Genomic DNA, 14,319 nt, shown 5'->3' on the forward strand with positions numbered 1-14,319 from the left:
GCGGCAAGGAGGGCCACTCTTGGAGGGGGACGGGTTGAACAAGAGCCTTCTTGATACGGTGATTTCGAGGACACCGAAGCGAACGAGCCATGCGCAGGTCGTGGATCAACTTGGCAAGGCGATTGTCTCGGGAGAATTTCCGGTTGGCAGCATTCTGCCCGGCGACCCCGAACTGGCCGTCCGCTTCCGCGTGTCGCGCACGGTGTTGCGCGAGGCGATGAAAACGCTTGCGGCAAAGGGCATGGTTGTGCCCCGTGCGCGCATTGGAACGCGCGTCACGCCCAGGAAGGAGTGGAACCTTTTCGACGCCGATATCCTCACCTGGCACTTTGCCTGTGGGGTGGACGAGGATTTCCTTTACCACCTGAGCGAGGTGCGACTCGCTTTCGAGACGCATGCCGCTGCCCTGGCTGCGCGGAACGCGTCAGACGCTGAAATCGCGACGATGATGCGGCTTGCGGTTGCCATGGGTGAGGCCAATCACACGGCGGAAACCCTTGCCGTGGCCGATTTGAAGTTTCACCTCTCCGTTCTCGAAGCATCCGGAAATCCATTTCTGCGAACGGTCGGCGGTCTGATCGAAGCGGCCCTTGTCGGCTTGTTCAAGTTGAGTTCGCCTACGGACGAGAAGGGCGGCATAGACGAGGTTGCTCGCAACCACATCCGCATCGTCGAGGAAATCGGCCGAAGGGACGAGCTTGGCGCCCGGCAGGCGATGGAACACGTCATCAGATACGGGCGCGATCGAATCCATAAGGCCTTCAACCCGGACGAGAGCGGCAAGATCTGAGATGACCGGTGCGCCGCTGCACAAGGGCCGCGCGTCCGCGGACGCTGCGGAGGGCCAGACTGACCTTGCCCCCACAGTCGCCGTGGCCTATCTGAGAACAATCGTCTTCAATCCGACGACCTACCCTATGCGGTGAACGGAGCCTATGTCCGAGCTTTTTGTGATCCTTCTTCTGCTTCTGATCAATGCCTTCTTTGCGCTCTCGGAAATGGCAATCGTTTCGGCAAGCAAGCCCTTGCTGCGGCAGATGGTGAAGCAGGGAAACCATGGCGCTGAGGCCGCCCTGCGGCTGGCCGAGGATCCCGGAAAGTTTCTGTCCACCGTCCAGGTCGGGATTACCCTCGTCGGCATCCTGGCCGGCGCCTATGGCGGCGCGACCATCGCGGCGAAGCTCGCACCGACTCTGGACGAGATTGCCTGGATCCACCCCTATGGCAACACCGTTGCCGTCGCCCTCGTCGTCACGCTCATCACCTTCCTGTCGGTGGTGATCGGCGAACTGATCCCGAAGCAGCTAGCACTCAGGAATTCGGAAGGCCTGGCGATTTTCGTCGCACGGCCGATGACCCTGCTTTCGCGGATAGCCGCCCCGGTCGTCTATCTCTTCGAAACGGCCGCTCGCCTGGCGATGCGCCTGATGGGCATGAAGGCCGAGGATCCCGATCACGTCACCGAAGAGGAAGTGCATGCGATCATGGCCGAAGGCGTGGAGAGCGGCGCGATCGAGAAGAGCGAACACGAGATGCTGCGGCGCATCATCCGGCTCGGCGACAGGAACGTCAAATCGATCATGACGCATCGCACCGAGGTGAGCTTCATCGACGTCAATGACAGCATGGAGACGATCGGCCGCAAGATTCGGCAGTTTGGTCATTCTCGTTATCCCGTGATCGATGGTCCGGCGGGCGACGTGATCGGGGCAGTGCTGGCAAAGGAGATACTGAATGCCACGGTTGCTGCGCCGTTCGATATCCGCAATTACGTTCGCGAGATTCTGACGCTTCCGGAGACAGCCTCGTGCCTGAAAGCCCTCGAAGCCTTCAAGGCGTCGAGCGTCAACATGGCGATGATTGTTGACGAATACGGCAGCACGGAAGGCATCATCACGACCGCCGACATTCTGGAGGCGATCGTCGGCGTCATCCCGTCCAACTACGACGATATCGAGCACGCCCACATTCGGGCCCGCGAGGATGGCAGCTATCTTGTCGACGGGCGGACGCCGATCGACGAGATCCACCTGCAGATCGGCATCGAAGGCATAGACAGCGACGGCGATTTCGAAACCATAGCGGGCTTCCTGGTGCAGCAATTGCGCAAGACGCCGGACGAAGGCGATATCGCAGTGGCGCACGGCTATCGCTTCGAGGTGCTCGACATGGACGGCCGCCGCATCGACAAGATCCTTGTCAGCCGTCAAGCCGAGGAACATTCCACGTAATGGGCAGGCGAAGAGCGAGGTGATCAACGACCACAGAGTGCAAGGCTTACTGCCATAGGCTTGATCGTGTTTCGCACGATGGAATCACGCCTTTATCAATAAATGCCGAACCGGCCTCCCGTTGAGCAAATTCGGCTTCGACATGCCTCAAGACGTGGCGCTGGCCGGCAAATGGCACCATGTTGACCGCAGCTTCGAATGATACCCAGCAATATTCGCTGTGCTCGTCATTGATGACCACATTCGCGCCGTGGTCCACGAAGCCGACGAAGACCGGCAGCATGCTGATCGCGTCTCGGTCCGCCTCATAGAATTGTTCACAAATATCCGCCGAGTAAAGGCGGTCGCATGTCAAGCCGGTTTCCTCTTTCACTTCGCGCAGCGCAGCTTCCCAGGCCTTTTCACCTTCTTCGATGCCGCCGGCAATCTGGCACCATTCTCCGACCAGCGTGTGATTTCGGCGAAGCAGCAAAACCTGGGCTTCACCGTCGAGAACACGCAAAAGGACAACGGATACGGCAAAGCAGCGGATCGGAATGTCAACCATGTGTGTTTGGGTTTTCAGGCGGGATCCCGCAGCTTGAGAACGATGCAGGAGTCACCTGGTGCTGCGGCGGGCGTTTGTGGCGGGCGAACGACGAGCCCGTCCGACTGAGCAAAGACCTTGGTCATCGACGAGTCCTGGAGTCCGAAGGGGTGGGCGATCAGCGCCCCATCCAGCTCGCGGGAGAGACGCGCCCGAACGTAGTCCTGGCGGCGATCGTTGGCGGGCAGCGGTGCGCCGAGTTTCGCCGAGATGAGCCGTGAGCGGTCGGGAAGATGGGCGAGCTTGCGCGTCAGGGGTTCCAGGAAGAGCAGGGCGCAGACAAGGCTCGAGACCGGATTGCCGGGCAGGCCGAGCACCGGCATGCCGGCGAGGTCTCCGACCATCAGCGGTTTTCCCGGCCGCATGGCGATGCGCCAAAAATCGAGCGTCATGCCACAGGATAGGAGCGTCGACTGGACGAGATCATGATCGCCGACCGAAGCGCCACCGAGCGTGACGAGTACGTCGGCTCGCGCCGCCTGCGCTTGCGCAACGGCAGCGGCTAGCGCCGCCCGGTCGTCGCGGGCGATGCCGAGATCCAGTATATCCGCGCCATTTTCGCGAGCGATCGCCGCGACGCCAAAGCTGTTCGAGGCGATGATCTGGTCGGCGCCTGGCGAACTGCCGGGCGGCAGCAATTCGTCGCCCGTGGCGAGAATTGCGATCTTCGGACGCAGGAAGACCAGCAGGCTTGCGTGATTCATGCTCGCGGCGAGCGTCAGCCGGCCGGCATCGAGCACGTTTCCGGCAAAGAGTGTGATTTCACCCTTATCGAAGTCCTGGCCCGCCAATCGGATATGGCGGCCCTTGGCCGGCGCGAACAGGGTGCGGATACGATTGCCCTCGAGTCTCTCGGTATCCTCCTGCAAGATGACGGTATCGGCGCCGGCCGCGAGCGGCGCACCGGTGAAGATGCGTACTGCCTCGCCTCGCCCAAGCCGGCCCTGAAACCGGTGTCCCGCCGCCGATTGCCCTATAATTGTCAGTTCGGCGCCGACTTCGGCGATGTCCTCGTGGCGGACGGCATAGCCGTCCATGGCGGAATTGTCGAAGGGGGGATGGGTGAGCAGCGCGCCCGTGTCCTCGGCAAGCACGCGGCCGAGGCAATCGTGCAGCGCAAGCCGCTCGGTCTCCGGCCGGGGTTGGGCCTGGGCGAGAACCCTTCTGAGCGCCTCTTCGACCGGGAGGAGCGACATCAGCCCTAGTCTCCAGCTCGGCGATAGTCGCCGGATCGTCCGCCCGATTTGCTGACGAGGCGAATGCCGCCGATCTCCATTTCGCGGTCCGCAGCCTTTGCCATGTCGTAGATCGTCAGGCAGGCAATGCTGACTGCGGTCAACGCCTCCATCTCGACGCCCGTCCGCCCCTTGAGCTTCGCCATCGCCTCGATGCGCAAGCCGGGCAGGGCGTCGTCGGGCGCGATATCCACGGAGACCTTGGTCAGCATCAGCGGGTGGCAGAGCGGAATGAGGTTGGACGTTTGCTTGGCGGCCATGATGCCGGCGAGCCGGGCCGTGCCGATGACGTCGCCCTTCTTGGCGTTGCCTTCGAGGATCAGCGCCAGCGTCTCGGCTTGCATCCGGACGAAGCCTTCGGCGACGGCGACACGCAGCGTCTCCGCCTTGTCGCCGACATCAACCATATGGGCTTCGCCGGCGCTGTCGATATGGGTGAGGCGGGGGCCGCTCATCACTCTGCGGCCAATGCGCGATCGGAGCCGGTCAACAGGCCGCGCGTAGCTGCCCCCACGTCTTCTTTTCGCATCAGGCTTTCGCCGACGAGGAAGGTGGTGATGCCGCTCTTTTCGAGGCGCTTGCAGTCCTCATGCGTGAAGATGCCGCTTTCGCCGACCAGCAGCCGATCGGCAGGCACCATCGGTGCGAGCTGCTCGGAAACGGCAAGATCGACTTCGAACGTCCTCAAGTTGCGATTGTTGATGCCGATGAGGGGAGACGAGAGACGCAGCGCTCGTTCCATTTCCTCGGCATCGTGCACTTCGACGAGCACGTCCATGCCGAGCGCCGCTGCGGCGTCTTCGAGACGATGGGCGTCCTCGTCAGTGAGCGATGCCATGATCAAGAGGATGCAGTCCGCCCCCCAGGCGCGCGCCTCGAAGACCTGGTAGGTGTCGAACATGAAGTCCTTGCGCAGCGCCGGCAGCGAACAGGCAGCCCGCGACGCCGTCAGAAATTCCGGGGCGCCCTGAAAACTCGGCGTATCCGTCAGGACCGAGAGGCAGGCAGCGCCGCCCGCAGCATAGGCTTTCGCCAGAGCCGGCGGATCGAAGTCCGGACGAATCAGTCCCTTGGACGGACTGGCCTTCTTGATTTCGGCGATTAGTCCGAATTCGCTTTTCTGGCGGCGCGCTGCAAGCGCGGCGTGAAAGCCGCGCGGCGACGACTGGTCGGCGATCCGCGCCCTCAGCTCGTCGAGCGGCACCCGCGATTTCGCGGCGGCGATCTCTTCGCGCTTGTAGACCTCGATCTTGCGCAGAATATCCGTCATGTCCTCTCCTCAAGCGGCGCTGGAGACGGTGATCAGCCGCTGCAGGGCGGTCTTGGCCGCACCGCTCGAAAGCGCTTGGCGTGCGATCGCCATGCCTTCGGCGAGATCCTTGGCGCGCCCGGCTATCATCAACGAAGCGGCGGCGTTCGCAAGGGAAATGTCCCGATAGGCATTCTCTTCGCCATCGAGCACCGCCTGCAGGGCCGCCGCATTGTGCGCTCCGTCACCGCCCTTCAAGGCGTCGAGGGTGGTGCGTGCGAGACCGAAGTCGTTCGGCGTCAGCTCGAAGCTGCGAATCTTGCCATCCTTCAGCTCGGCAACCTTGGTGATCCCCGTCGTGGTGATTTCGTCCAGCCCCTCGCCGTGCACGACCCAGACGCTTTCGGAGCCGAGGTCGCGCAGGACTTCCGCGAGCGGATCGATCCACTGTGGCGCGTAGACGCCGACGAGCTGGCGTTTGACCCCGGCCGGATTGGAGAGGGGGCCGAGCAGATTGAAGATCGTTCTCGTGCCGAGCTCGACGCGGGTCGGGCCCACATGGCGCATCGCCGAATGGTGCTGCTGGGCGAACATGAAGCCGACGCCAGCCTCACGGATGCAGCGGGCGATGGCGTCCGGTCCGATATCGAGCTTGACGCCGAGGCATGACAGCGCGTCGGCCGTCCCGGATTTTGAACTCAGGGCTCGATTTCCGTGCTTGGCGACCGGCACGCCGGCCCCGGCGACGATCAGCGATGCCAGCGTCGAGATATTGTAGGTGCCGGCCCCGTCGCCGCCGGTTCCGACGATGTCGATCGCGTCCTCAGGCGCCTCGACCGTCAGCATGCGCGCCCGCATCGCGCCGACAGCTCCGACGATCTCGTCGACGGTTTCGCCACGCACGCGGAGCGCCATGAGGAAGCCGCCGATCTGTGACGGGGTGGCCGCTCCGGACATGATGATCTCGAAGGCCGCCCGCGCGTCTTCGCGGCTCAGGGCCTCGCGCGCTGCGACTTTTGCGACGAACGGCTTCAAATCACTCATGCTTTGTTCCCCGTTCGTTAGCGCTGTGCCAATGCCTGCTCGGCGAGCGTCTGGTTGATCGATACGCCATAGACTGACTGCAGCGTTGCGACCATCTGATCGAGTATGTCGTCGCCGCTGGCGCGGGCGATGGCCTCGATCTGGCGACTGTCGTTGTCGAGAGCGTTGGCGGGGGCGCTGTCGTCGACCGCCGTCACCTGCATGAGGATCTGGCCTTCACCGCCCATGCCTGCCGCATTGGCGACATGTCCGTTCGGCCCGCCGAAGGCGGCCGCCGTGGCGGCCTGGCTCAGGGCGGCGTCCTGGGTGGAGCGGCTCAAACCGGTCTTCGTTTCGACGACAAGACCGAGCTCGCTCGCGATGTCAGCGAGCTTCGTGCCCTTCTTGACCCGATCCTTCAATTCGGCCGCCTTGGCGGCCAGCGCCACCCGCTGCTGGTCGGCGGTCCAATCGGCGGCCACCTCATCGCGAACCTCGTCGAGCGTGCGATCGCGGGCAGGGATCACCTCTTCAAGGTCGAACCAGGCGGAGCCGTCGCGGCCGATATTGACGGAGAGCGTTTCCAGCCCGACCTCAGCCTTGAACACCTCCTGAAGGAGCGTGCGTTGCTCCGGCAGCCCGGTCACGTCGTCGCCATTCCGGTCCTTGCCCGTGGCGTCGATCGCGTCGACGGTGACGAGCTTGAGCTTCAATTGGTCGGCGACCTCCTTCACGGTCGCACCGGCAGCCCTTTCATCCTCGATCTTGTCATGCAGGCCGACGAGTTGATCGCGTGCCACCGAAAGGGCGATCTCCGTGCGCAATTCCTCTTTCACGTCATCGAAGCTGCGAACCGCCTCCTGGCGAATATTGCTGACGCGCACGATCACCGGGCCGAAGGCGCCGTCGACGACCGGCGTCACGCCGCCGTCGTTGGCGACGGCGAAGGCCGCATCCGCTACCTTCGCGTCGGGCATCCGCTCCTTGGTGAAGTCACCGAGAAGAACATCTGCAGCACTCTTGCCTTCGGCCTTGACGAGGTCGTCGAAGGAAGTTCCGGCTGTCAGCTTTGCGGCTGCAGCGTCGGCCGTTTCGCGAGACGGGAAAGCGAGCTGCTCGATCGTCCTCGTCGCCGGCGTACGGAAGCTCTCCTTGCGTTTCTCGTAGTCGGCGCGCAGTTCTTCCTCGGTGACCGTATCGGCCGCCATCAGATCCTCGGGTTGCAGCTTGATGTAACTGAACTTCCGGTATTCCGGAGCGCGATAGTTCGCCTTGTGGCTGTCGAACCAGGGAGCAAGCACGTCGTCGCCCGGTGCCTTGACCGGATCGATATTCGCGTTCGAGAGCAGCAGGTAGTCGACGGTGCGAGTCTCATGCCGGTATTTGCCGACCGCATCGACAAGAACGGAAGGAGCTACAAATCCATCCGAGAGCGCATCGACGATCTGCGAGCGAACCGCCACCTGGCTGCGGTTCTTGATGTAGTCCTGCTCGGTCAACCCGGCGTTGCGAAGCACGCTCGAGAAGGTCATCCGATCGAATTGGCCGTTTGCACCGTGAAAGGCGGGATCTTCGCCGATCAGTCTTGCGAGCCGGTCTTCAGAGAGGCCCAGATTCATGTCCTCAGCGAGCTGATCGAGTGCGGCGCCCGCAACGAGCTGCGAGTAAACCTGCGCCTCGACGCCGAAAGCGCGGGCCTGCTGCCGTGTCAGCTGCGTTCCGAGCTGCCGCGAAAGCAGGCTCATCTGACGCTCATAGGCAAGGCGATAGTCGCTGCTGGACACTTTCACCTCGCCGACCGTCACCACAGCGTCGGGGGTGCCGGCAACCATCAGGGTCTGACCGCCCCACACCATGAAGGAGAGGATGAGAATGGCCAGGAGGCCTTTGACGATCCGCGTCTGGGCGGCGTTTCTCAGGGAGTCGAGCATGGGGGCAGAAACCTCGTAGCAGTGCAGCGGCCTTACGCCGAAATGATTTCGTTCCTTAGAACAAACCAAATGGGAATAGAAGGCCGATCCGTCGTAAATCGCGACACCGCGGAAGGCAGGGCCGGGAGACGTGCGCTCGACCGCATTTCGCGGTGCTGTCGCGCACCTTCTAAGACTGACCCCTCTAACGACAAATCCGGGATCGACGCGAACGAGAAAGTGGATGTCGGATTCGTTAGCCGGCAATTGAATTTGATCTGCGAAATTGTCCGTTTCGGGCCGGCCTCTCTATGGCCAACGAGAACGATTCGTGTCTTCGATATGTCAGCAACCTGAAGCCCTCAGCGGCCGTTACGGAAATATCCATGCCATGCAATCCACCATCGTAATGGTCAATCTCTTCGGCGCGGTCGCACTGCTCCTGTTTGGTCTTTCGCTGGTGAAGGAAGGAGTGACGCGCGCTTTCGGGTCGAGGCTGCGCGCCGGTCTCGCGCGGGGGACGAGCGGCCCGCTCAGCGCCTTCGCGACTGGCCTGGTCGCGACGCTCGCGCTGCAGAGCTCCACGGCCACGGCCCTCATGACGGCATCTTTCGTGGAGAAGGGCTTGGTGAAGTCTCGGATGGCGCAGATCGTCCTGTTGGGTGCCAACATAGGCACGGCCATGACGGCCTGGATCGTTGCGCTGGGCGTCGGCTGGCTGGCGCCGTTGTTCATTCTCGCCGGCGTCATGATGCACCGCTTGAGCCATTCGAGCGCCCGTCAAGGCGGCGGCTTTGCCCTGGTCGGCATCGGCCTGATGCTTCTGTCGCTCGAACTGCTCGGCGCGGCGACGGAGCCGATGCGCGAGTCCGAGGCCTTGGCAGCCTTCCTGGGCATGCTCGACAATGCCTGGCCGGTCGCCATGCTCATTGCGGCGGGGCTCGCCTTCGCCTCGTCGTCGAGCCTTGCGATCGTCATGCTGGTGCTGTCCTTGTCGTCCGCGGGCGTGCTCTCGACCGGGCTGACCGTCGCGCTGGTGCTCGGCGCAAATCTGGGCGGGGCGATCCCGCCTGTGATCGCCACGCTCGGTGCTGCGCCCGGCGCCCGTCGGGTGACGATCGGCAACCTCGTCGTGCGCGGTGTCGGTTGCCTGATCGCGCTTCCGCTGGCCGGTATCAACGCGGACATGCTGCAGAACCTGCCGCTGCCACGACAGAACCTGCCAGTCGATGTCCATCTTCTCTTCAATCTGGTCGTTGCGCTAGTCGCCTGGCCCTTCGCGGGGTTGCTGTCGCGGATGATGAGCCGTCTGGTTCCGGACGAAGAGGTAAGCGATACGGGGCCGCGTTATCTCGACTCAGCGGCGCTCGATACGCCTGTGATGGCGCTTTCCGGGGCAACGCGCGAGGTGCTGCGCGTGGGAGACCTGATTGAGGCCATGCTGATGCGCACGTCGGCGGCGTTTAACAGGAATGATCTCGGCGAACTCCACGACATCGGAAAAATGGAAAAACAGGTCGATCTCTTGCAGCAGGAGGTGAAGATCTTCCTGTCGCGGTTGGGCCGAGACGGGGTGAACGAGGAAGACGGGCGTCGCTCGATCGTGATCATCGACTATGCGATCAATCTCGAGCACATGGGCGACATCATCGAGAAGGGCCTGTGCGAGCAGATCCGCAAGAAGGTGACGAACGGCCTGAAATTCTCCGACGAAGGCTATCAGGAACTGAAGAACCTGTTCGACCTGACCCTTGACAACTTGCGTATCGCCCAGACGATTTTCGTGTCTCGCAATGCCGACCTCGCCAGACACCTCATCGAGGTGAAAGTCGACGTACGCCACATGGAGAAACGCTCGGCCGAAAGGCATCTGGAGCGTCTTCGCGACGGCCTGCTTGAAAGCTTGCAGACGAGTTCGCTGCACCTCGACATGTTGCGGGACCTGAAGCGCATCAATGCTCACGTCGCGTCGGTCGCTTACCCGATCGTCGAAGAGAGCGGCCTTTTGACGGAGAGCCGGCTACGTCCGCAGGCGTGATGTCGGCCTTTACTGGACGCCAGGCGGAAGGCGCGACGGACCTTCACGAGATAGGCGCGCCACCATTGCCTTTTAACCGGGTTAACCGTACGTGATTGTGCGATAAATGCTTTTCGCAATATTTTGCTGACAGCACCGTCGAATCGGGCGACGGGCGGCATACGAATACCCGAAGAAATACCAAGGAGATCAGGTATGGAACGGACTTGCCTGGCGATCATCCTGGCGGCGGGCGAAAGCACGCGGATGAAATCGGCCATGTCGAAGGTGCTGCATCCGGTCGCAGGCAGGCCGATGATCGCCCATGTCGTCGACGCTCTGGCAAGTGCCTCCATTTCCGACGCGGCCCTGGTCGTGGGCCGTGACGCGGAAGCTGTTGCGGCTGCCGCGAGCACGGATTCCGTCAAGGTGTCCTCCTATTTGCAAAAGGAACGGCTGGGGACGGCGCATGCCGTCCTCGCAGCGCGTGACGCGATCGAAAAGGGCTTTGACGACCTCCTGGTCGTCTTCGGCGATACGCCGCTGATCACCGCCGCACCGCTCAGGGCGGCGCGCGAGCGGCTGGCCGAAGGCAACGACGTGGTCGTCATCGGCTTCGAGACGGCTGATCCGACCGGCTACGGCCGCCTGATCGTCGAGGATGGCGAACTGCTGGCGATCCGGGAGCACAAGGACGCCTCCGAAGAGGAGCGTCGGATCACCTATTGCAATGGCGGCCTGATGGCGATCAACGGCCGCAAGGCGCTCGATTTCCTCGGCCGCATCGGCAATGCCAACGTCAAAGGCGAGTACTATCTGACCGATCTCGTCGAGATTGTCCGAGCGCTCGGCGGCCGGGCAATCGCCGTCAGGGCGCCGGAGGAAGAACTTACCGGGTGCAATACGCGGGCTGAACTCGCCTATATCGAACGTCTTTGGCAGCAACGCCGCCGCCAGGAACTGATGCTTGCCGGCGTGTCGATGATCGCGCCGGAGACGGTGTTCCTCGCCTGGGACACCGATCTCGCCCAGGATGTCCTGGTCGAGCCGAACGTGGTCTTTGGGCCGGGAGTGTGTGTCGAGAGCGGCGCTGTCATCCACGCTTTCTCGCACGTCGAAGGCGCCCATGTCCGTGCGGGCGCGACGGTCGGCCCTTTCGCCCGTCTTCGCCCGGGCGCCGATCTCGGTCCGAAATCGAAAGTCGGCAATTTCTGCGAAGTGAAGAAGGCGGAGATCGGTGCCGGTGCCAAGGTCAACCACCTGACCTATATCGGCGATGCTTTCGTCGGCGCCGGATCGAACATCGGCGCGGGCACCATCACATGCAACTATGACGGCGTGAACAAGCACCTCACGCGGATCGGCGAAAATGCCTTCATCGGCTCGAATTCGTCGCTCGTCGCGCCTGTGGCGGTCGGCGACGGAGCGCTCGTCGCTTCCGGCAGCGTGATTACCGAGGACGTGCCGGCCGATGCGGTTGCCTTCGGCCGGGCGCGGCAGGAGGTCAAGCCTGGCCGGGCACCGGTATTGCGGGAGCGCTACGAGGCGGAAAAAGCTGCCAGGAAAAAGGTCAAGGCTGCTGAATAGGCGCGTTAATCATTGAAACTGAAAGTGAAATCGAAGCGGATTGTTTGGCGCGATAAATTCGCTACCAAGGCTTCGGCATTTGGCGACGGGGTCGCCGGCATTTGAGCTGACACGCCACGATCGGCGTGCGAAGAAACGCGGAGAGTAATATGTGCGGGATTGTGGGTATCGTCGGGCATCAGCCGGTCTCGGAGCGGCTGGTCGATGCGTTGAAACGCCTGGAATACCGCGGCTACGATTCGGCCGGCGTCGCCACAATCGACGGTGGAGCGCTTGATCGGCGGCGGGCCGAGGGCAAGCTCGTCAATCTCGAGGAAAGGCTGAAAGGGGAGCCTCTGGCCGGCACCATCGGCATCGCCCATACGCGCTGGGCAACTCATGGCGCGCCGACCGAACGCAACGCCCATCCGCATTTCACCGACGGCGTTGCGGTCGTTCACAACGGCATCATCGAGAATTTTGCCGAGTTGAAGGACGAACTGTCCGAGACGGGTGCCGAATTCCAGACCGAGACCGACACGGAAGTCGTCGCGCAGCTGCTGGCAAGACTTCGCCGCGACGGCATGGGACGCCGCGAGGCGATGCACGCGATGCTGAAGCGGGTGCGGGGAGCCTATGCCCTTGCCGTTCTTTTCCAAGACGACCCTTCGACGATCATGGCGGCCCGCAACGGCCCGCCGCTGGCGATCGGCCATGGTAACGGCGAGATGTTCCTTGGCTCCGACGCCATCGCGCTCGCGCCTTTCACCAATGAAATCACCTATCTGATCGATGGCGACTGGGCGGTGCTCGGCAAGACCGGCGTCCATATCTTCGACCTGGACGGCAATCCCGTCACACGGCCGCGACAGCTGTCCACAGCCGCGGCCTATATGGTCGACAAGGGCAACCATCGTCATTTCATGGAGAAGGAAATCTACGAGCAGCCGGAGGTCATCTCCCACGCGCTCAGCCACTATATCAACTTCATCGACCATCGGGTGCTGCCGGTTTCGGACAACATCGACTTCGCCAAGGTGCCAAGCCTGGCGATCTCCGCCTGCGGCACCGCCTATCTGGCCGGGTTGATCGGCAAGTACTGGTTCGAGCGCTATGCCCGCCTGCCGGTCGAGATCGATGTCGCCTCCGAATTCCGTTATCGCGAGATCCCTCTGTCGCCGCAATCGGCCGCCCTCTTCATCTCGCAATCGGGCGAGACTGCCGACACGCTTGCCTCGCTGCGTTACTGCAAGGAGCACGGCCTGAAGATCGGCGCGGTCGTCAACACGCGCGAATCGACCATTGCGCGCGAGTCCGATGCCGTCTTCCCCATTCTCGCCGGTCCTGAGATCGGTGTCGCGTCGACCAAGGCCTTCACCTGCCAGCTTGCCGTTCTCGCCGCCCTCGCGGTCGCTGCGGGCAGAGCGCGCGGCACCGTCAGTGAAGAGGAAGAACAGGCGCTGGTCAGGAACCTTGCCGAGATGCCGCGCCTCATGGGGCAGGTGCTCAACAGCATCCAGCCGAAGATTGAGTTCCTGTCGCGCGAATTGTCGAAGTGCCGTGACGTGCTTTATCTCGGCCGCGGCACCAGCTTCCCGCTCGCCATGGAGGGTGCCCTTAAGCTCAAGGAAATATCCTACATCCACGCGGAAGGCTACGCCGCCGGCGAACTGAAACACGGTCCGATCGCACTGATCGACGAGAACATGCCGGTCATCGTGATTGCGCCGCACGACCGCTTCTTCGACAAGACCGTCTCCAACATGCAGGAAGTGGCGGCGCGTGGCGGAAGGATCATCCTGATCACCGACGACCGGGGTGCTGCCGCTTCGAAGCTCGACACGATGCATACGATCGTGCTTCCGAATGTCGACGAGATCATCGCGCCGATGATCTTCTCGCTGCCGGTCCAACTGCTCGCCTATCACACGGCGGTCTTCATGGGCACCGATGTCGACCAGCCGCGCAACCTTGCCAAATCGGTCACCGTCGAATGATCATCCGGCCGGAAAGCGATCGCGATCGCGCCGTTATCCACGAGGTAACGGCGGCCGCCTTTGCGGGGCAGCCCTATAGCGACCAGAGCGAGCCGCTGATCATCGATCGCCTGCGCGCCGCCGATGCCCTGACGCTCTCTCTCGTCGCCGCAGAAGGCGACGAGGTGCTGGGCCACATCGCCTTCTCGCCTGTGACGATCACGCCCCCGGCGACGGGTTGGTACGGCCTCGGTCCCGTGTCCGTGCGTCCGGACAAACAGGGTCAAGGCATCGGCAGCACACTCGTCCGCGAGGGCCTTGATAAGTTGCGCGCACTCGGCGCCGCCGGCTGTGTCCTCGCCGGAAATCCGGCCTTCTACCAAAGATTCGGTTTTCGCAACGATCCCGCTCTTGTCTTTCCCGGTTGTGCGCCGCAATATTTCTTGGTTCTGGCCTTGTCGGAGGCGCGGGTTTCCGGCACGGTCGCCTATCATCCGGCGTTTTTCGGGCCGGTGTAACGATCCAT

The 14,319-nt window shown here is 62.8% G+C and carries 11 protein-coding genes and 1 pseudogene; 6 read left to right on the plus strand and 6 right to left on the minus strand.

The window, feature by feature from the left end; translation table 11 throughout:
- The first annotated feature begins 34 nt into the window (after nt 1-34).
- Nucleotides 35-790, plus strand: a complete 756-nt coding sequence (locus RHIBR816_RS0126995; protein WP_018239702.1) for a FadR/GntR family transcriptional regulator — start codon at nt 35-37, stop codon at nt 788-790.
- 145 nt (nt 791-935) lie between these two features.
- On the plus strand, nt 936-2,231 hold the full coding sequence (locus RHIBR816_RS0127005) for a hemolysin family protein (protein ID WP_018239704.1): 1,296 nt from the start codon (nt 936-938) through the stop codon (nt 2,229-2,231).
- Nucleotides 2,232-2,315: 84 nt separating this feature from the next.
- On the opposite strand, the pseudogene RHIBR816_RS34620 reads toward RHIBR816_RS0127005, so the two are convergent.
- The 6 genes and pseudogenes from RHIBR816_RS34620 to RHIBR816_RS0127035 form a co-directional block, all read right to left on the minus strand.
- A pseudogene (locus tag RHIBR816_RS34620) lies at nt 2,316-2,778 on the minus strand (NUDIX pyrophosphatase).
- Between the two features lie 14 nt (nt 2,779-2,792).
- The gene (gene glp, locus RHIBR816_RS0127015) at nt 2,793-4,013 is read right to left on the minus strand and encodes a gephyrin-like molybdotransferase Glp (RefSeq protein ID WP_018239705.1); all 1,221 of its coding nucleotides are present in this window, start codon (nt 4,011-4,013) and stop codon (nt 2,793-2,795) included.
- A 5-nt stretch (nt 4,014-4,018) separates the two neighbouring features.
- Entirely contained in the window at nt 4,019-4,507 is a 489-nt protein-coding gene (gene moaC, locus RHIBR816_RS0127020; protein WP_018239706.1) for a cyclic pyranopterin monophosphate synthase MoaC, read from the minus strand.
- Nucleotides 4,507-5,322 (minus strand): indole-3-glycerol phosphate synthase TrpC, encoded by an 816-nt coding sequence (gene trpC / locus RHIBR816_RS0127025; RefSeq protein ID WP_018239707.1) that lies wholly within the window; start codon nt 5,320-5,322, stop codon nt 4,507-4,509. The genes moaC and trpC overlap by 1 nt, the downstream gene beginning before the upstream one ends.
- 9 nt (nt 5,323-5,331) lie before the next feature.
- Nucleotides 5,332-6,345, minus strand: a complete 1,014-nt coding sequence (gene trpD / locus RHIBR816_RS0127030; protein ID WP_018239708.1) for an anthranilate phosphoribosyltransferase — start codon at nt 6,343-6,345, stop codon at nt 5,332-5,334.
- A 17-nt stretch (nt 6,346-6,362) separates the two neighbouring features.
- Complete coding sequence (locus RHIBR816_RS0127035) at nt 6,363-8,255, minus strand: peptidylprolyl isomerase (protein ID WP_018239709.1); 1,893 nt, start codon at nt 8,253-8,255, stop codon at nt 6,363-6,365.
- A 370-nt stretch (nt 8,256-8,625) separates the two neighbouring features.
- On the opposite strand from RHIBR816_RS0127035, the gene RHIBR816_RS0127040 reads away from it, so the two are divergent.
- The 4 genes from RHIBR816_RS0127040 to RHIBR816_RS0127055 all read left to right on the plus strand — a co-directional run bounded on the left by RHIBR816_RS0127040 (nt 8,626) and on the right by RHIBR816_RS0127055 (nt 14,311).
- Nucleotides 8,626-10,272 (plus strand): Na/Pi cotransporter family protein, encoded by a 1,647-nt coding sequence (locus tag RHIBR816_RS0127040; protein WP_026187470.1) that lies wholly within the window; start codon nt 8,626-8,628, stop codon nt 10,270-10,272.
- Between the two features lie 195 nt (nt 10,273-10,467).
- Nucleotides 10,468-11,838 (plus strand): bifunctional UDP-N-acetylglucosamine diphosphorylase/glucosamine-1-phosphate N-acetyltransferase GlmU, encoded by a 1,371-nt coding sequence (gene glmU, locus RHIBR816_RS0127045; RefSeq protein ID WP_018239711.1) that lies wholly within the window; start codon nt 10,468-10,470, stop codon nt 11,836-11,838.
- A 149-nt stretch (nt 11,839-11,987) separates the two neighbouring features.
- Nucleotides 11,988-13,814, plus strand: coding sequence for a glutamine--fructose-6-phosphate transaminase (isomerizing) (glmS, locus tag RHIBR816_RS0127050; RefSeq protein WP_018239712.1), 1,827 nt, complete (start codon nt 11,988-11,990; stop codon nt 13,812-13,814).
- Complete coding sequence (locus RHIBR816_RS0127055; RefSeq protein WP_018239713.1) at nt 13,811-14,311, plus strand: GNAT family N-acetyltransferase; 501 nt, start codon at nt 13,811-13,813, stop codon at nt 14,309-14,311. The genes glmS and RHIBR816_RS0127055 overlap by 4 nt, the downstream gene beginning before the upstream one ends.
- Nucleotides 14,312-14,319 lie beyond the last annotated feature (8 nt).

The sequence above is a fragment of the Ensifer sp. BR816 genome (assembly GCF_000378985.1).
In the GTDB taxonomy this organism is placed as follows: domain Bacteria; phylum Pseudomonadota; class Alphaproteobacteria; order Rhizobiales; family Rhizobiaceae; genus Sinorhizobium.